At 35.0% G+C, this 19,515-nt stretch carries 12 protein-coding genes; 3 read left to right on the top strand and 9 right to left on the bottom strand.

The genetic code is table 11. From position 1 onward, the window contains the following. The 3 genes from QWY91_RS02435 to QWY91_RS02425 all read right to left on the bottom strand — a co-directional run bounded on the left by QWY91_RS02435 (position 1) and on the right by QWY91_RS02425 (position 8,387). A complete protein-coding gene (locus QWY91_RS02435) occupies positions 1–3,027 on the bottom strand; it encodes a SusC/RagA family TonB-linked outer membrane protein (protein ID WP_290231361.1) in 3,027 nt (1,008 codons plus the stop codon). A 590-nt stretch (positions 3,028–3,617) separates the two neighbouring features. After that, complete coding sequence (locus QWY91_RS02430) at positions 3,618–5,381, bottom strand: RagB/SusD family nutrient uptake outer membrane protein (protein WP_290231359.1); 1,764 nt, start codon at positions 5,379–5,381, stop codon at positions 3,618–3,620. A gap of 3 nt (positions 5,382–5,384) precedes the next feature. Further along, positions 5,385–8,387, bottom strand: a complete 3,003-nt coding sequence (locus tag QWY91_RS02425) for a SusC/RagA family TonB-linked outer membrane protein (RefSeq protein WP_290231357.1) — start codon at positions 8,385–8,387, stop codon at positions 5,385–5,387. A gap of 439 nt (positions 8,388–8,826) precedes the next feature. Between QWY91_RS02425 and QWY91_RS02420 the strand changes: the two genes are divergently transcribed. Beyond that, positions 8,827–9,906: a phosphatidylinositol-specific phospholipase C1-like protein gene (locus tag QWY91_RS02420; RefSeq protein ID WP_290231355.1), complete on the top strand. Its 1,080-nt coding sequence runs from the start codon at positions 8,827–8,829 to the stop codon at positions 9,904–9,906. Positions 9,907–9,980: 74 nt separating this feature from the next. Continuing rightward, positions 9,981–10,517: a hypothetical protein gene (locus tag QWY91_RS02415; protein ID WP_290231353.1), complete on the top strand. Its 537-nt coding sequence runs from the start codon at positions 9,981–9,983 to the stop codon at positions 10,515–10,517. A gap of 77 nt (positions 10,518–10,594) precedes the next feature. On the opposite strand, the gene QWY91_RS02410 is transcribed toward QWY91_RS02415, so the two are convergent. From QWY91_RS02410 to QWY91_RS02385, 6 genes are all read right to left on the bottom strand, one after another. Further along, positions 10,595–12,076: a TolC family protein gene (locus QWY91_RS02410; protein WP_290231351.1), complete on the bottom strand. Its 1,482-nt coding sequence runs from the start codon at positions 12,074–12,076 to the stop codon at positions 10,595–10,597. After that, entirely contained in the window at positions 12,066–15,230 is a 3,165-nt protein-coding gene (locus QWY91_RS02405; RefSeq protein WP_290231349.1) for an efflux RND transporter permease subunit, read from the bottom strand. Before QWY91_RS02405 ends, QWY91_RS02410 begins: the two co-directional genes overlap by 11 nt. Before the next feature lie 98 nt (positions 15,231–15,328). Beyond that, positions 15,329–16,411 (bottom strand): efflux RND transporter periplasmic adaptor subunit, encoded by a 1,083-nt coding sequence (locus tag QWY91_RS02400; protein ID WP_290237050.1) that lies wholly within the window; start codon positions 16,409–16,411, stop codon positions 15,329–15,331. A 138-nt stretch (positions 16,412–16,549) separates the two neighbouring features. After that, on the bottom strand, positions 16,550–16,981 hold the full coding sequence (locus QWY91_RS02395) for a hypothetical protein (protein ID WP_290231347.1): 432 nt from the start codon (positions 16,979–16,981) through the stop codon (positions 16,550–16,552). Between the two features lie 234 nt (positions 16,982–17,215). Beyond that, complete coding sequence (locus tag QWY91_RS02390) at positions 17,216–17,482, bottom strand: hypothetical protein (RefSeq protein WP_290231345.1); 267 nt, start codon at positions 17,480–17,482, stop codon at positions 17,216–17,218. A 350-nt stretch (positions 17,483–17,832) separates the two neighbouring features. Continuing rightward, complete coding sequence (locus QWY91_RS02385) at positions 17,833–18,525, bottom strand: hypothetical protein (protein ID WP_290231343.1); 693 nt, start codon at positions 18,523–18,525, stop codon at positions 17,833–17,835. Between the two features lie 241 nt (positions 18,526–18,766). Here QWY91_RS02385 and QWY91_RS02380 point away from each other — a divergent pair, with 241 nt between their 5' ends. Next, positions 18,767–19,462, top strand: a complete 696-nt coding sequence (locus tag QWY91_RS02380; RefSeq protein ID WP_290231341.1) for a LytR/AlgR family response regulator transcription factor — start codon at positions 18,767–18,769, stop codon at positions 19,460–19,462. Positions 19,463–19,515 lie beyond the last annotated feature (53 nt).

Here is a 19,515-nt window from a genome sequence, read left to right as displayed (position 1 = left end):
TTAGAAGGATACATTTAAACCAAAAACAAACGTTCTTGCTTTAGGATAGGTGTAATAATCGATACCAAAAGACTTCGCATCTCCAGAAGTTCCTGTATTAAGTTCAGGATCAAAACCGCTATAATCGGTAATTACAAATAAGTTTTGCCCTGTTACTGATAATCTGAAGCTGTTTAACCAATCTCCCAAACCTATAGTTTTAGGATCTAAATCGTAAGCCAATGTTGCGTTGTTTAGACGTAAAAAGCTTCCGTCTTCCAGATATCTGGTAGAAACAGTATTAGTGTTACTAGGATCTTCGTTTGCAAACTCGATCGCTTGGTCTGTAGTGTTTAAGGAATTTGAAATCTGAGTTTTATTAAACAAACTCATTCTGGTATGGTTATATAATTTATTACCACTTACTCCGTTGAAATTCAATCCTAAAAAGAAATTTTTATAATTGAATTTAGTGTAGAAAGCATAAATAAAATCGGGAACGGCACTTCCTGAAGATGTACGATCACTATCATCGATCTGCCCGTCACCGTTGATATCTGTAAATTGGCTAAGCCCATCTGCGCCAATGCCTTCAAATTGTCTTACAAAGAAGTTACCGATAGGTTGATTATTCATATACCCATTTATCGTTGCTCCCGTTTGTCCAGACCCTTGTGCTGTACCCGTAGTTACGATAGTAAATGGGGAATCGGTAATTTCGTTTTTGATGTATGAAAGGTTACCGCCAATATTATAAGAGAAGTCTCTTGTTTTATCACTTTGATAGTCTAAAGAAAATTCTAAACCTGAATTTTCGATTTTCATATCAGGAATATTTTGCCACGTATACCCAACCTCATCAATAGGATCCTGAGTAGAGAAATAAAGCAAAACATCTGTGGTTTCTTTTAAGAAATAATCTACCGTACCGGTTAATCTCTGATTAAAAAATCCAAAATCTAAACCGATGTTTGTTTGCGCTGTTTCTTCCCACTGTAAATCCGGATTGGCAGTACGAGCAAACACTAAACCATAAGGATAGCTTTCGCGGGTAGTTTCATCACCATTCATTGGGTAAATATCATTATCCTCAAAACTCTCTCCGTAGCTTAAATTAGTTTGTTTAGAAGGAATTTCTTGATTACCTGATTTACCCCAACTTGCTCTTAATTTTAAATTACTAATAGCCGAGTTTTCCAGAAAATCTTCTTTATAAATATTCCATCCTAAAGCAAAAGATGGGAATATTGCGTATTCATTGTTTTCTCCAAACTTAGTAGAACCATCAGATCTCACGGTTGCAGTCACTAAATATTTATCATCGTAACTATAATTTACCCTTCCAAAGAAAGACTGTAGTTCGTTTTGAACTGCTTCAGAAGACTGAGTATTATCTTCCCCTCTGGCTTCGCCTAGTTGATATCTTGGTTCGATACCATTATCAGGAAACTTAGAAAAATAATATTCTTTTTCATGAATATAGAATTTTTGATAAGAATGACCTGCTAAAAGGCTTAAACCGTGATCTCCAAAATCTGCTTCGTAATTCAGCGTATTTTCAATTAAAGTGTTTCGGTTTGTAGTAAAAGTTGAAGTTATAGAGCCATCTGCAAAATCTGGATTTTCGGAATATGGGATGGACTGCTCGTCTCTATCAGTTTTAGAATAATCTACCCCTAAATTCAATTTATAAGTTAAGCCATCGATAATTTCAAGAGAAGGAGAAATATTAGCAATCATACGATTGTTAAAAGAATAATCTCCATAGATATCTTCAATAATCAATGGATTAATTCCCGTTCCAAAAACGGTAGGTTCTCCATTAGTGTAAGCCGGTCTTGTTGGGTTTAAAGACAACATATTGCTAACCATTGTTTCGGTATCGGGACGCTCATTTTCGGTTCTAGTAGCCGATAAATTTAAATCTACTTTCAAACGATCATCTAGACCTTTTTGGGTAACATTAACTCTACCTGAATACCTCTTGATATCACTATTGTTAAGAATTCCCTCTTGGTCTCTTGCGCCTAAGGATGCGAAGTAAGAAGTTTTAGCGGTTCCTCCACTCATCGAAAAATTAACATCGTTCGTAATTGCAGTTCTTGTAAGCTCTTCTTGCCAATCGGTATCTGCTCCGTTATCGCTTAAGCTTCCTCCAATTTCCTCAACTACATTTCTAAACTCATCTGCAGAGAATACATCGATTTTATTTGCAATGGAAGAAATTGCTGTTGAAGCAGAAAAATTGATTTGTGTTCTTCCTGCTTTTCCCTTTTTAGTGGTAATTACAACAACACCATTCGCAGCACGCGATCCATAGATTGCAGCAGCTGAAGCATCTTTCAGAACATTGATCGATTCAATATCCTCTGTATTAATAAAGTTTAAAGGATTAGTGGGCATCCCTGTAGATGAATTGTCCAATACAAATCCATCAATTACATATAAAGGAGAAGTTCCAGATCTTAAGGTTCCTACACCACGAATTATAATGTCTTGACCAGAACCTGGCTCTCCACTTGCATTAGTAACATTTAAACCAGAAACTTTACCTTGTAATAAGTTTCCAGGATTTGTATTGATCCCTTTATTAAATTCTTCGTCACTCACTGAACTTACTGAACCTGTTAGATCAGATTTTTTTTGAGTTCCGTAACCTACAACTAGAACCTCATCTAAGGATGCACTATCGGTCTCTAACTGAATATCGAAATTCGTTCTCCCAGAGACATTTATTTCAAAGGTTTGGAAACCTACAAAAGATGCTTGCAGAATATCACCTTCCTGAACATCAATAGTATATTCTCCATCAAAATTAGTAGTAACACCATTATTGGTTCCTTTTACCATAACGGTCGCTCCGGGAAGTGGTACTCCCTGATCGTCTGTTACTACACCACTAATTGATCGCTGAATAGATTTGCTAGTGATCGTAAATTCTGTCGAGGGCTTTTTAACTGGAGCAGCCTCACCAGTTTGAGAAAAAAGTAACACGGAAAGACCAAAAAGTACCTTTTTCGAGTTTAATTGTGTAATTTTAAAATACATGTAGTTAATTAATTGGTTGCACAATGCTTAATTAAATTACCGCGGTTCCTGTTGGTACCTACGATTTAGTAATGTTTGAATCGCCTATTTATAGCATCAAATACTAGAATTAGGTTTTTATTAACACGCCGCTAAATAAGGAAGAAAGAGCTGCATAAAGTTTAATTGAAGTTTATGTATAGTTTAATTAACGTAGATGACTCCTAAATTGGAACCAACCATGTTTTTTTAGCCTTTTATCCTTAGATATTCCTAAATCCTAAGCTTATACCCCTAAAGAATGATAGATTGTTACTGAATAAAGGAATTTTTGAAATTCGTGATGCTAATTTTTAACTGAATTGGATTAACATACATACGACTAGGCTAACATTAGAGAAATTTAGGCTTAACATTGACTTAAAATTGATAATTTCAAGAATATAATGAATTAAGCTTTTGATGTTTGAAGAAAAAAAGATGGAGATCGATCATGCTCTTAAATCGACCGTTATTTAAAAATAAATAAAAACCAAAATCGTCGAATTTCAGCATAAAAAAAGGAGCACTTTACAGCACTCCTTTTCAATTTTAATTCTAAAAGGATACAATTAATATCCCATATTCTGTGTAATTTCAGCAGTAACATCGATAGTTTCCTGCGGAATAGCAAACACTCGCAAATAAGGTTCTGTTGCTGCTTTAGCGGTATATGCTTCATCGTAAGTTCCGAAGCGAATCATTTGCTTTCTTCGGTACATTTCCCAATACATTTCAAAACCAATCTCGTTGTAAAGTGTTTCTTCATCTAAAGAAGAAATCGCTTTTCCTGGCTCATTATTAAATAAAGCCTCTCGAGTTCTGCTGGTTCTAAGTAAATTAATATCCTGTAAAGCTGCTGCAGTTTCTCCATTTCTAAAGTAAGCTTCAGCTCTCATGCAATAAATTCCACCTAATCTATATAAAGGAACATCTACCGCGCTTGTACCATTACCATATTCAGGATCGAATTCCCATTTAAAATTTCTTACTCCGCGATTAATCTGATCCTGACTAAATACCGCAGAAAGCGAATTGTCAAAATTAAGATCTGGCGTGTAATCCATAGGAACGGTCGTGTTCTTTTCCATCATTAATTTGCTGATAGCAATTCTACCGTCTGAAGTCATATCAAATCCTCCTTCACCGTCTAACGTTGGTCCATATTGCTGGCCAACCTGTAGGCCTCTATTAAAATGAAACCATGCGCCACCAGTATCAGGACGAGCATCTTCTGCAGGCACACTACCTGTTGTCCCATCATTCATAAACCAAGTTCCATCAGCATATTGATAATATCTGTGAAAACGAGGATCATCATGATTTCCTTCCCAAGTGTAATAGAATTCTGGTTCTACACAAGAAGCATTGGTACCTCTATTATCTGGAGTTGGCTTTTGGGCTCTACCTGTAGACATGTATGCAAAATCATTATCACTTCTACGAATGTTATCATTCTCTTGTGCTACTGCAAAAATAATTTCTGAACCATTCTTATTATCAATCGCAAAATTGGCAAAATAATTACTTTCTAGACTGAAGTTTCCTTCGATTAATAATGACGTATAATAGATCACCTTATCCATATCACTACCATCATTATCTACAGCAGCTTCAGTAAAATTAAAGCTAGATGAAGTATTATATCTGTCTTTTAAAACAGCACGATTTAAATACATATCGGCTAGCAAAGCATAAGCGGCTTGTTTGGTGAAGCGTGCATTAAAGGTTCTTTGCTCTCCTAAGTTTGCCAAATCTGGAATAAGAGACTCTACTTCGATAATTAAATTATCAATTTCAGCATCTGCCTGAAGAAATTCTAATTCTGCATTCTCTGTAAATGGATCTCTGTAAGGTGCTTGTTGAAATAAATCGATCGTATTATAAACGTACAATGCTAAAAGTCCTCTAGCTTCTGCTAAAAATAGCTCGTAATTTTCATAATCTGGATTTGCTTCCAAAGATTCAATAGCGGTAAGGGTTTTAGTGATACCACTATTTAAAGCATTCCATGTACTAGCAACGGCTGCATTGTTGGTTCCCCAGGTAAATTCGGTTAAGGCTCTCCATTTCCCACCATCTCCCCAGTCACTACCTCTTGTAGGTAGCATACACTCGTCTGTTGGATATTCCTGAAGTCCAAATACATTCCCGTGATCGGTAAATGTTCCTTCTGCTAACTGTCCGTAGGCTGCCGCCATGGCACTTTCGGGACTGGAACTTTTTCCTCCGATTACTTCATCAATTACTTCTTCTTCTAAATCTGTACAACTAAATAAAGTTGCAGTGAAGCAGATCGCAATTATAGCTTTAGTTGATATATGTGAAAATTTCATTTATTATAATTTTAAAGTTGCACCAATCATATAAGATCTTGAAGATGGGTAAGTTGTATAATCGATCCCAATAGATTGATTACCTCCTGTTGATCTTGGACTATTTACTAAAGGATCGAATCCTGAATAATTGGTTATAGTGAATACATTTTGAGCGCTTAAGTAAAGATTAAGACCTTTTAACCAATTAAGATCTGCTGTGCTAAAAGTATAGCCTACTCTTGCATTATTTAATCTTAAGAAATCAGATTTCTCCATATATAAAGTAGAAAGCTGTGGTGTATTTTGAGGATCTGCACCTGCTTCGTAAAATTCAGAAAGTACATTTCTATCTGAAGCGAGGTTATTAATATTTAAAGCCAAATTGGTATTATTCACTAAATAACCACCTGTTTGGCCAATAAATGCCATACTTAAATCCCATCTTTTGTAGCTTAAACTTGTATTTAAACCGAAAGTAAAGTTTGGTATAGCGCCTTCAAAAATCTGGCGGTCGTCACTATTAATTACTCCGTCATTATTGATATCTTCAAAAATATCATTTCCGCTTTCGTCAAAACCAAGATGCTTTAGCATAAAGAAAGAACCTGCCTCGTAACCGCTCTTGTAGATATTTGCTGCTACTCCCGTTAAACCAGGGCCGGCAACACTACCAGAGTATAATTCAGAAACTGGTAAATTTTTGATTTCGTTATTTAGTGTAGCACCATTAACATCAACAGACCAGTCAAAATCTTCTGTGCTTACAATTTTAGATCCTAAAGTAAATTCAAAACCTTTGTTTACAATTTCTCCTTCGATATTTTTCCAAACTGAAGTTGTTGGGCTTAAAGGTTCAGAAGGGATATTTAAAATCGCATCGGTAGTTGTTTTATTGTAATAATCTAATGAACCGTATAACTTATTATTCCATAAACTGAAATCTACACCGGCATTAAACTGTGTAACTACTTCCCATTTTAAATCGGGATTCGCTGTACGATTTACAACAACACCATTCATTAAGTTATAGTCGCTATAAAGATAGTAACCACCTGCTGCCGACTGTGAATAACTTGCCTGCGTGATCTTATTTTGAACTTCCTGGTTACCAGTTTCTCCCCAGCTAGCTCTTAATTTTAATTGATCTATTTCATTAAAATCACCAAGGAATAATTCTCTATCTATATTCCACCCCAAAGCGAAAGATGGGAAATAACCGTATTTACTATTTTCTCCAAAACGAGTTGAACCATCTGCTCTTAAAGAAGCAGTCACCAAATAGCGATCATCAAAAGTATAATTAACTCTACCAAAGTAAGATTGAAGCTCATTTTCCTGAGCGTAACCACTTACACCAGACTGTTCTCCGGAATAACCGGGATTATATTCTGGCGCTACACCTTCGTCCATAGGACTGATGTTGGTTGTAGAAAAAGAAGTTCCTGAAAAATTGAATTTTTGATAAGAGAACCCTCCCAAAACTTCAAAATTACTTCTATCAATATCGAAATTGTAGGTTAAGTAATGTTCTACTAAAGAGCTTTGTGAATCAAGATTATTTTGAACATAAGCACCGAGAGGTGTTCTATCGGTCACGTTAGGATATATAGTTGAATTTCTCTCTGAAGTAGAGCGATCAATACCTAAATTGAATTTATATTCTAATCCTTCAACAATACGGAAAGTAGCTTCAATATTCCCTAAAACTCTTAATGTTTCGGTTTTATCTTCATAGATATTTAGCAAATACATAGGGTTGTAATGCGCATTCATATTGAAGTTGGTATAATCGCCGTCTGCATCAAAAACCGAACGTGTAGGATTTGCCATTAAAGCATGCATTATTACCTGCCCGTCTGATCCTGCATCTGCTCCGTTTGGAATTCCGTTTTCATCAATTTGGCTGGCAGTAAGATTCATTTTCACCTTCAACCTTTTATTATCGAAGAAAGATTCTTCCGCATTAATCCTAGCCGTAGTTCTTTTAAAGTCGCTAGTCTCTACAATCCCTTCCTGATCCATATGAGAAAGAGATGCATAATAGTTACCACTCTTTGTTCTTTTGGAAAATGAGAAATTGTGATTTTGGGTAATTGCTGTTCTAAACAATTCGTCTTGCCAATCTGTACTACCACCATGATCGTATGATGGATCGTCGATAGCATTTCTATATTCAGAAGCGGAAAGTACATCTACCTTATCTATTACATTCGAAACATTTAAATAAGAATCTACCGTTATTGTAGCGTCTCCTTTTTCTCCTTGTTTTGTAGTTATAATCACAACACCATTAGAGCCTCTAGCCCCATAGATCGCCGCAGCAGATGCATCTTTAAGAACAGTAATCGATGCAATATCGCTCGTGTTTAAAAAGTTAAGCGGGTTTTTAGCAGCAGTATTTCCTAATCCAAAATCTGGACCACCAGCGCTTACATTCTCATTACTTAAAGGAATCCCATCTACTACGAATAACGGTGTGCTTCCACTACGAATAGATCCAATACCACGAATCGAAACATCTACCCCGGCTCCTGGTTCTCCGCTAGATTGTACAACACGTACACCAGCAACTTTTCCCTGGATTAAATTATCTGGAGAAACATTAACTCCCTTTTTAAAATCTTCTGAAGAAAGTTGGCTTACAGCTCCCGTTAAATCCTTCTTTGTTTTTTTACCATAACCAACCAACACAATCTCATCGAGATTGGCGGCATCGGCAGCTAAGGTTACAGTGATTCCGTCTTTAGCTTCAACCTGAATACTTTTAAAACCTAAATAAGAAACTTCTAAAGTTGCATTATCAGAAACCTCTATTGTAAATTGACCATCAAAATTGGTCACAACGCCATTATCGGTGCCAGATTCTCTAATAGTTGCACCCGGTAAAGGCATTCCTTTGTCGTCTACTACCGTACCGGTAATAGTTTGTTGAAATCTGCTAGAACTAATTTTAGTTTTGGCATTCTCATAATAAATACCGCTGTTTGCTGCAGTAGTCATTTGAGAAGCTAGTAAAACCGACATTCCAAAAATTATTTTTTTCGGTTTTAATTGTGTAATTTTAAAATACATGTAGTTAAGTAATTGGTTGCACAATGCTTAATGAATAACCGCAGTTGTTGGTAGCAACTGTGGTTCTTTTTTCTTTCGTGTTGATTTGTTAGAACATCTTAAATTATTGATTTTGGTAAAAGGTTTTACTTTAAATTTCAAGCCGCTAAATAAGGAAATGTTAATTTCTTTCACATTTTTTTAATCTTACTAAAGCTTTAAGTAATTCTGTATTTCCGCTATATTTATTAACCTTTCCCTACTACCTAAATAATTTTCTCTTAATATTTAGCTCGGATTTATTAACTACATAAAGAGCCAAGCTTACATTTTCTTAACACAACTTATTCTTAAGATTACGTTCAGCTCATCTTAAAAATCTAGATTTAGCGGCTAAAATTTAATTACTCCAATGATCAATAAGCTATCTATCACCCTATTCTCATTAATTAGTATCTACTTTTTTTCTGCATGTTCAGATAACACCAAAGCCAAACAAAAAATAAATGAAGTTCAGGTTATTGGATCTCATAATAGTTATAAGAAAGCTATTGAAGACTCTTTATATACCTATTTAGAAAGTCAGGATACCACCGGAGGATTAAAAGGTTTACAATACGAGCATATCCCAATGTTGGAACAATTAAGCATGGGACTTAGAAATTTAGAGATTGATGTTTATATTGATATAGACGGTGGTAAATTCTCGAATCCCAAAGGTTTATCTTTAGCTGAAGACCAATCGGAATATGATCCTGAAAACAAATTAGCGCAACCAGGGTTTAAAATGATCCATATACCAGATATCGATTTTAGAACTCAATATTACCTTTTTGAAAATTGTTTGAAAGATTTAAAATGTTGGTCTGAAGAAAATCCAGATCACACACCAATATTTATTACGCTAGAGCCAAAAGATGGTGAAGAGAATAATTTTGGTACCTCACCAGAACCATTTACTGCGGAAGCTTACCAAGAATTAGATGATGTTATTCTGAAATTCTTAGGTAAAGAACATTTAATTTCACCAGATGATGTTCGAGCTGATTTTAAAACCTTAAATGAAGCTATAATCGCTGGAAATTGGCCAACTATCGATAAGGCTAAAGGCAAATTCATGTTCATTTTAGATACGAAAGATGAAAAAAAGGAATTATATATCGAAAATCATCCTTCTTTAAAAAACAGAATAATTTTCACCAATTCTAATGAGAATTCTCCGGAAGCAGCAGCTATGATCATTAATGATCCTAATGATTCACGAATATCAGATTTAGTAAAAAAAGGCTATATTATTAGGACAAGAGCCGATGCAAATACTACTGAAGCCAGAAATAATGATTATTCTCGCTTTGAAACGGCTAAAAAATCGGGTGCACAAATTATCACCACAGATTACTATATGCCTAGTACGTTCTTTGAATCTGACTATCACATTGACTTCGGTAAAGATAATTTTTCTAGAAAAAACCCTATAAATAACAAATCTTAACTTACAAATATCCAGTAATTAAGAATATATTTTAGAACAGAGCGTTATCTTTAATATCTCTTAATCACTATATCTTGAAGTATCGTCTAATTGTGTTGCTTTTGCTTTCTTTCCATTTTGTAAGTGGGCAGGAAAGAACTTCTACGGAAAAAGGATTAACCGCTAAGTTCAGTCAAAATAAAGTCTCAGATCGTTTATTTGGGGTTGGCGCATTTTCTCATTTCCAGAATAATTTTGAAATAGTTCAACAAAATTTTTTGAAACTTGAAGCTTTTGTTGGATTGTTAGAACGCTATGATTTTATGAGCGCGAATAGGTCGTTGCACTATTCCTATGGGGCGAGATTAGACATGCAGGTAGCGCCCAAAAGTTTATTTTATATTTCAGCACAATATATTTCAGCGCCATTTGATCAAGTTGAGATGCAATCTACTACACCTATGGATCCATTCTTTCCAACTTCAGAGTTTGGATTCGGTTTAGACTTTCAGATTAACAACAATATCAATCTTGATATCGGAAACAAAACTTTACTACCCGGTGACAACAATGCGATATTTAATCCTACACCTCTTAATATGACAAGAGCCAAACTTAAAATCGGATTTTAGAAAAAAATAAAAAAAGCTCCCAGGTAATAAAATCTGGGAGCTCTTCCAACAATTCAAATAAACAAACAATAAAAAAACTAATTTTTCCAGCCGCCCCCTAGCGCCTGGTACATATTTACTACCGCATTCATTTGCTTCATCTTGGTCTCTACAAGATCAAATTTAGATTCTAGAGCATCACGCTGCGTCATTAAAACTTCCATATACTCTGCTCGAGCATTTTTGAATAACTTATTCGAAATTTTAATTGATTCGGTTAGCGCATCAACTTCAGAAGATCTTAGATCATAACTTTTCTTCAGATTATCGATTTTGGATAATTGATTGGCAACTTCTATATATGCCTTTAAAACCGTTTGCTCATAATCAAAAGCGGCTTGCACTTGTTTCGCATTCGCTGTTTTATAAGCTGCTTTAATCGCGTTTCGATTTACCAAAGGTGCCATCAAATCACCCGCAACCGAGTAAATTAAAGATTCTGGCGTATTTAACAGATAATCTGGATTAAATGCTTGGTATCCTACATTAGCAGAGATTCCCAAAGATGGATAAAAACGTGCTTTTGCTACTTTAATATCCAGTTTAGAAGCTTGCATATCGTATTCTGCCTGTCGAATATCAGGACGATTTTGTAATAATTGCGAAGGTAATCCTGCGTCTATTTGTTTAGGAATCATCGCTGCAAAATCCTCTGAATTACGCTGAACTGGTTGTGGATAGCGTCCCACTAAAAAGTTCAGTTTATTTTCTGTTTCCACTATTCGCTGCTGAATGTCGAATTGTAAACTTTTAGTATGCAAAACTTCAGCATTAAATTTACTTACCGCAAGTTGGGTAACTCGAGCGGCTTGTTTTTGAAGCTTAACAATTCTGTAGGCTCTTTCCTGAATTTCGATATTATTCTTTACAATCTGAAGTTGATTATCTAAAGCCAATAATTCGTAATAAGAATTAGCAATTTCAGCAATAAGATTGGTTACCATAAAGTTTCTACCTTCAATACTCGATAAGTATCGCATAACGGCAGACTTTTTGGCATTGTGCAACTTGTTCCAGATATCTACTTCCCATTGCGCATTCAAGCCAATAGTATATTCGGGTAATGGATCAGGAAAATTTCGCCCTTCTTTTATTTCTAGGTTTTCTTCTACCGCTCCTTCACGGGTATATTTTCCAACTTTATCGATTCCTGCCCCAGCTTTTAGTCCTATAGAAGGTAAATATTCACCTTTTCTAGCCTGAACTTCGCTTTTTGCAATTTGTAATTCCTGAAGCGTAATATTAAGTTCTTGATTATTTTCTAATGCCGTATCGATTAATGCAGACAGATGAGGATCGTTAAAAAAAGACTTCCAATCCATCAAAGCTGAACTTGAAGTATCTGTTTCATTAAAGGTTTTGCTAGCCAGAGAATCCTGGGAATTATGATAATCCCCGGGAACCTCTTTACTAACTGCTTTCTCTGATAATGAAGGTACACACGACGAAACAGTAAGTATAATTCCTGCTGCTGCGCCCAGATAAGAGCAACGTTTATATTTATTTATATTATTCATCATATTCAAAATCTTCAGTTAATGGATTTTCATCTTCGAATTTAATTAGGGATTTTCCTTCGGCTAAACTTCCAAAGATGTAATAAAGGCCAGGAACAATTAACACTCCGAATAAGGTCCCGAAGAGCATACCGCCCAAGGCTGATGCTCCCAGTGTTCTATTTCCTATCGCTCCTGCTCCACTAGCTAGAATTAAAGGAATAAGCCCGGCGATAAAAGCAAACGACGTCATTAAGATTGGTCTAAATCGTACTTTGGCTCCTTCGATAGCAGCATCTAAAATCGACAATCCTTCATGATGCTTCATTACGGCAAATTCGACAATTAACACGGCATTTTTACCCAGCAGACCAACCAGCATAATCAAACCAATTTGTGCATAGATATCATTTTGAAGTCCCATAAACTTCAATAACATAAACGATCCAAACACACCTACGGGCAGAGAAAGTATAACAGATAATGGTATGATAAAACTTTCATATTGCGCTGATAGTACAAAGTATACGAATACCAATACGATAGCGAATATGTAAATAGATTCGTTACCACGTCGTGCCTCATCGTAAGATAATCCTTCCCATGCGATATCGTAGTTTTTAGGAAGAGTTTCTTTGGCCACTTCTTTAATCGCTCCAATAGCTTCTGCAGTGGTATAACCTTCAGCCGGTAATCCACGAATCGCAGCAGAATTATACATATTGAAACGGGTAACCTCGTTAGGACCTTGCAACTTTTTCAGCTTCATAAAAGCCGAATAAGGCACCATTTCTCCGTGATCGTTCTTCACGTACATATTAAGAACATCAGAAGGCAACCTTCTAAATTTAGGATCTGATTGTACATAAACTTTGAAGAATCTGTTATACTTAATAAATCCTTGCTCGTATGTACTACCAATTAGAATATTCAGGTTTTCCATAGCATCGCCGATAGAAACGCCTTTTTGCATCGCAAGCTCGTTATTGAACTCTAATTCGTATTGAGGATAATTTGCAGCGAAGAATGTAAACAGTCCTTTGAGCTCTGGACGCTCTCTTAAATTCTCCATGAATTCCTGATTGATCTTATCGAAATCCTGATAATCGGTCTCTGTATTTTCATCTAACAAACGCATGGAAAAACCTCCTGAAGAACCAAAACCAGGAATTGCTGGCGGCTCAAAGAATTCGATAACTGCACCTAGATCTTTGGATTTCTCTTCCAATTCTTCCATAATTTCAGTTACCGTATGATCACGATCAGACCATTCTTTAAGGTTAATTAAACAGGTACCAGCATTGGATCCTCTACCTTCTGTCATGATCTCGTAACCAGCTAAAGAAGCTACAGATTCGATACCATCTACTTCTTCACAAATCGCCTGAAGTTTCTTAGAAACCTCGTTCGTTCTTTCTAATGTTGCTCCCGGAGGAGTTTGAATAATCGCATAGATCGTTCCCTGATCTTCACTAGGTACAAAACCTGAAGGAAGCACCTGACTTTCTAAAAATATACCGGCACAAAACGCAATTAGAATCGCGAAGGTTAGCCATTTTCTGCTCACCATTCGTTTTAGAACGCTTACATATTTTCCGGTAAGCTTATCAAATCCTGAGTTGAATTTGTCAAGTCCTTTGGTTAAGAAGTTTTGTTTACGCTCTTCCCCATGATGGTTTTTAAGCAGAATCGCACAAAGAACCGGAGTTAAGGTTAGGGCTATAATTGCTGAAATAACAATTGCACTTGCCATAGTAATAGAGAACTGTCTATAGAACGTTCCTACTGGCCCAGACATAAATGAAATTGGTAAAAATACGGAAACCATAACGGCAGTAATTGCGATAATCGCCCCACCAATTTCACCTAAAACCTCTTTTACAGCTACGTATGGTGACATGTCGTGATGCTCATCAAACTTAGCATGCACGGCCTCGACGACGACAATGGCATCATCGACCACAATACCAATGGCGAGCACCAATGCAAATAAAGTAACCAGGTTAATTGAAATTCCGAAAAACTGAATAACAAAAAATGCACCTACTAAAGAAACCGGAACAGCCAAAATTGGGATTAATGTCGATCGCCAATCTCCTAAGAAAATAAATACAACAATGGCCACCAAAATAAACGCATCTCTAAGCGTATCTACTACCTGATCTATCGACGCATCTAAGAACTGAGATACATCGTAACTAAGTTTGTAATCCATTCCAGGAGGAAAATCCTCCTTCATTTTTTCTAATTCACCTTTTACTTCTTCTATAACGTCACTGGCATTACTACCATAACTTTGTTTTAAAACTATTGCTGCAGAAGGGTGACCATCCAGATTTGAATAGATATCGAAAAATTCACTACCCATTTCTACTTTCCCTACATCTTTAAGACGTAAACTTTGTCCTTCAGAATTAGCTCTTATAATTATATTCTCATACTCTTCGGGTTCGTTAAATCGACCTTTATAGGTTAACACATATTCTAAAGATTGCGCCTGTATTCCCGAGCTACGGCCCAAACGACCTGGCCTTCCTACAATACTCTGCTCCTTCATGGCTTCCATTACTTCATCTGTGGAAACATCATAAGCACGCATTCTATCTGGATTCAACCAAACACGCATAGCATATTTACGGCTACCTAAAATTTTAGATCTGGCGATTCCTTTAATCCTATTAATTTCAGGAATCATTTTTACGTTGGCATAGTTGTATAGAAATTTTTCATCCATACTTTCCTTTTTCGAATAAAGGTTAACGTACATCAACATACTTGGCTGGATAGGCGTAATCGTAACTCCTTCCCGCTGTACCAATTCTGGTAGTAAAGGCATTACCTGGTCGACCCTGGTTTTTACTTTTACCACGGCATCGTTAGGATCTGTTCCCGGCTCAAAAATCACCCTTAGGGTTGCTTCACCGGCACTAGTAGCATCTGTTGCCAGATAGCGCATTCCTTGTACACCGTTAATAGAATTCTCTAATGTAATTAATGTTGATTTGACCAAAACATCAGCACTTGCCCCAGGATAAGCCACAAAAATATTTACTGTAGTTGGGGCAATTTGGGGATACTGCGATATTGGCAGTTTTTTTATGGCTAAAGACCCAATAAAGACTATTATTATAGATATAACAATAGCAAAAACAGGTCTATGTATAAAGCGTTTAAACATAGTCTTTTTTAGATTTTACTCAATAATGAGATTGATAATTCTCCAAGAATAAAAAAGCTTAAGCTTTCATTGATTTTGGATAATTTTAATGCAGTATCTTACTCGGCATACAATTGTAAATGATCGATAACTTCTTGAGGATCTTCAAAATCATATTCGATTTCGTCTCCATCTCTTACTTTTCGAAGACCTTCCAAAAGAATTTTATCATCTACAGTCACACCATTATTAACCGCATAAATATGAGGAAGCTCACCTGCTAGAGAAATTTCTCGAGGTTCGATTTTATGATCTTCGTTAACTACGTATACATAATGTTTACTAAGTACTTCGAAAGTTGCTTTTTGAGGAATAAGTAAGGAATTTTTAAAAGGTACTTTAGTAAGTACACTACCCGTTTCCCCATGTCTTAGCAGTCCTTCAGGGTTTGGGAAGTTTGCTCTAAAGGCAATATTACCAGTTTCGTTATTAAATTCACCTTCTATAGTTTCTACAAAACCATCGTGATTATAAATCTGGTTGTTTGCCATTAACAGCTCAACATTCACACTATCATCTTCGTGTATGGCTTGTTTATAATCTAAATATTCAGCTTCAGGAACATTGTAATATACCCACATGTCGCTATTATCAGATAAACTGGTAAGTAGTTCGCCTTCGTCCACCAAACTTCCTAATTTTAAATGAAGTCGATCTACGATTCCATCAAAAGGAGCTCTAATTTCTGTAAAGTCGAGATGAACCTGAGCTAAGGATTGTTCTGCCTGGGCTTTTTCATACTTCGCTTTTGCCATTGCTAACTCGTTAGGAGCAACGACATTACTATCGGCTAATTGCTTCGTATTTTGGTATTCTATTTGCGCAAAATGTGCTTCAGCTTTAGCTTTCTGCAATTCAGCATTGTAAAGTTTAGGCATAATTTTAAACATTAATTGCCCTTTTTTTACAAGCTGACCTTCATCTACATAAATTTTCTCCAGATAACCTCTTTCCTGGGCACGCATTTCGATATTTCGAATAGATTGAATTTGCGCCACGTACTGATTTACAATCAAGGTATCTTTACGAATGGGGCTGGTAACAAGAAACTTTGATTTTTCTTCTTTCTTTTCTTTGTGCGATTCACAACCTATGCTTAAAAACATGGCGCACAGGCTAATAATCATGAGACTTCTACTCATCATAATTTTAAAAATTAAAGTGATAAAAATTAGGGTAAACCTTATGAAAGCCTATAAGAAACCTGAATAGGAATTAATACTTATGGATTAGGCTTAAAATGAAAGATTCCGAATTATAATTAAATTCGGATTTAAAAATCATATTCTAAAAACACAATATCTTACGCAAAGAGATGGGTAAGATAATTGATGAAATTGATTTGAAAAATAAGGTTTACTATCAGAGCGATTGAAGTCGTGATAGGCAGAAAGTACCGTATAAAAAAGAGTAGCCAGGTAATCGCTACTCTCTAAATATTTCTTTGAAGAATCAGCATCTGAATCATTCTGTGCTTCTTCTATTTCTATTTCTTCACTTTCTGAAAATTTTCTCTCTGGAAACGAATTTGACCTGTGATGAATCAAAGCATCGCTATCACCTATATAATCAAAACTTGAATCCTGATCACATGAAAAAGAAATTTCTTCGGAAAAAGAATTACTATCTCCACTTAGCGAATTGGCATGAAGTGAACCATATCCGTTAAGAAGAAGTGCAAAAAATGATATGTACTTAAATAGTAATTTCATTTGAAGCGCCAAAGCTAGAGAAACTTCATCTTAACTACAAGAAGATAGAAAAGAAATTTTAACAGATTACATAAAATTAACAATCAAGTCTTTAGAGTCATTGATTTTTATCAATTCCTCTATGATTTGAACATTTTTATCGGAAAGAGAAATTTATTTATAAAAATAAAACATATTTAAAAGCACTTTCAGTCTTCTACAAATGCACCAAACTTAACTAATCAATCTTATAAACTAATTACGATAAGCATCGTAAATTATAAAAATAGCCTCGTTCTCTGCTGCTTTTATAAGTTGCTTTTCTGTATCTGAAAAACAGTTTTGAATCGTTTTAGAATAAATATTATTAAGAATGGCAGTTGTTTCTGCGATCGCTGCCTCCAGCTGCTGCTGTCGATCTACCGAACTCATTATTTCAGTATTAAGATTTTCTGTTGCTTCCTTTTTGCGATTCGCAACCTCTAAAGCTTTTTCCTTAAAAATTTTAATTTTTGGTTTCATAAACAAGTAATTAAAGTTTTATAAGAACTAAGCACGCTGCGTTTTTATAAAACGAAAAAAGTTGGTCGAAATTAAAATAGATTGGCAGTATAAGTATATAAAGAATCTGCGTAGATCTAAAATAAAAAATCAACCTCGCGCGAAGTTGATTTTTAAAATTTTATAAAAATGGGAATACTCTGGAAAACCTTTAAAAATGGCTTAATTACTCGATTATTTGTCCAAGCAAAAAGAGAAAGAATGTATTTCAAAAATATTAGTTAATTATTCTTGTAAGAATTTTCTTTCAAATAAAATTCTAAATTCGTTTATTTGTACGATAAAATACACTTAATTCAGCTCCAAACATACTAAATCATAAAACGATCATTCTGTAATTGAGAAAATATTCTCTTATCGGCAATTACATATTTAAGATGGCTTTCTAAAGTATGGCGATCCTGACTATCTTTAATATTTGGTATAACATCCTCGTAAAGTGAAGCTAATTCAGTTTGAAGTTCTAATCCACGTTTGATTATGTAGCTCTTTCCTTTAGCTTGTAATTCCGCACACTTAAGTCCGTTTTGTTTTCTTCTATAATTCGCCAATTTATACTGAGCTTTTAGTCCGGTTACATAAGCTTGTTTGTGAAAACATAAGTTTTTAAAAATATTCTTGAAGTACAATTTTTTAGATTCATCTAGCGCCTGAGAATAAAAACAAAATGCGTCTTCTATTTTTTGGTATAATGCATTTATTTTGAAGTCAAGTGGAATTTCTTCTTCCTTAGACTCCATTTTGTTTAAAATTAGTACCTTCTCTTTTGAAGTTTCAATATCCTGATAACTAATTTTAATGGTTCCTAAACCTTCTCCTAGCTCTTTATAGAAATTTCCGCTATCGCAAAATCCGCCATCTGTAGTAAATGCCAGACGTTTTATCTGAGCATTTTGCAATTGCATTAAAGAAAGTTGCTCGTTTGTTTTAATTTGATGTTTTTGGTTGATTTTATTGAGGGCTTCATTAAAAGGAATGCTTCCCCTATTTAAGGTTGAATTCATGGTGGTTAGATTTGATAAGTTTCGATTTCAAATCTACTGCATCACTTTTAAAAAAAATCTTTCTAAAAACACAAGCTTTACTTAAAAAGTGGTTAAAATAATTATGAGGCAAAAGGATGAGAACTCTTAGATTTAAGTTCCAAAATATAGATATCATTAAATAAATTAATCTTTTTCTTTATATTGTTTAAATATTCCATGTCAAATAAAGAATTTATCACCCCAAAATATTCTATAGATAATGAGATGTGTTATTGTAGACGATGAAGAATCACAAGTTTTAATTTGCAAAATGCTTGTTTTAGAGCATAAAGAATTACAATTAGCAGGAACATTTAATAGCGCCCTTACCGCTTTAAAGTTTATAAACGAAGCGAAAAATATTGATCTCATATTTCTCGATATCATGCTTCCCGATATAGATGGTTTTGAGTTGCTATCTATAATGCAGCATTCCTCTCAGGTAATATTAATGTCTTCAGCGAAGGAATTTGCGATCAAGGCTTTTGAATTTGATCCTGTTCTCGATTATTTATTAAAACCTATAGAAAGAGAAAGATTTAACAAGGCTGTGCAAAAAGCCATTGGTAAAAATAGAACAGCCTCAAAAGTACCAAGCAATAGTAAGGGATCATTTTATGTTCAAAGTGAAAAACGACTAATAAAAGTAGTTCCTTCAGAAATTACCTTTTTGGAGGCCAATGGAAACTATGTATGTATTCATTTAGAAAAGCAAAAGATTCTAACATATACAAGCTTAAAAAAAGTCTTCGAAAAATTGCCGTCAGAAAATTTTGTGCAAACGCACCGCTCTTTCATTATTAACAGCGATAAAATTGAAGATATAGCAGATAATAGTGTGCTTATAAATAAAAAGATAATTCCCATTAGTCGTCGCTTCAGAAAAAATGTTCTCAATTTGATTGATGTTTTATAACCGCTTAAATTAAAATGGTGACCTCTTATCTTGAAAAACGACTCATTCGAATA

The sequence above is a fragment of the Zunongwangia endophytica genome (assembly GCF_030409505.1).
Taxonomy (GTDB): Bacteria; Bacteroidota; Bacteroidia; order Flavobacteriales; family Flavobacteriaceae; genus Zunongwangia; species Zunongwangia endophytica.
Note: the sequence above shows the minus strand (reverse complement) of the source record. Positions and strands in the feature narration are given on the sequence as shown.

What these genes read in the sequence shown, in the direction of transcription:
- QWY91_RS02435 (WP_290231361.1), bottom strand. Translation starts at nt 3,027, where the DNA reads ATGTATTTTAAAATTACACAATTAAACTCGAAAAAGGTACTTTTTGGT.
- QWY91_RS02425 (WP_290231357.1), bottom strand. Translation starts at nt 8,387, where the DNA reads ATGTCGGTTTTACTAGCTTCTCAAATGACTACTGCAGCAAACAGCGGT.
- QWY91_RS02380 (WP_290231341.1), top strand. Translation starts at nt 18,767, where the DNA reads ATGAGATGTGTTATTGTAGACGATGAAGAATCACAAGTTTTAATTTGC.
- QWY91_RS02410 (WP_290231351.1), bottom strand. Translation starts at nt 12,076, where the DNA reads ATGATGAATAATATAAATAAATATAAACGTTGCTCTTATCTGGGCGCA.
- QWY91_RS02430 (WP_290231359.1), bottom strand. Translation starts at nt 5,381, where the DNA reads ATGAAATTTTCACATATATCAACTAAAGCTATAATTGCGATCTGCTTC.
- QWY91_RS02420 (WP_290231355.1), top strand. Translation starts at nt 8,827, where the DNA reads ATGATCAATAAGCTATCTATCACCCTATTCTCATTAATTAGTATCTAC.
- QWY91_RS02395 (WP_290231347.1), bottom strand. Translation starts at nt 16,981, where the DNA reads ATGAAATTACTATTTAAGTACATATCATTTTTTGCACTTCTTCTTAAC.
- QWY91_RS02390 (WP_290231345.1), bottom strand. Translation starts at nt 17,482, where the DNA reads ATGAAACCAAAAATTAAAATTTTTAAGGAAAAAGCTTTAGAGGTTGCG.
- QWY91_RS02400 (WP_290237050.1), bottom strand. Translation starts at nt 16,411, where the DNA reads ATGAGTAGAAGTCTCATGATTATTAGCCTGTGCGCCATGTTTTTAAGC.
- QWY91_RS02405 (WP_290231349.1), bottom strand. Translation starts at nt 15,230, where the DNA reads ATGTTTAAACGCTTTATACATAGACCTGTTTTTGCTATTGTTATATCT.
- QWY91_RS02385 (WP_290231343.1), bottom strand. Translation starts at nt 18,525, where the DNA reads ATGAATTCAACCTTAAATAGGGGAAGCATTCCTTTTAATGAAGCCCTC.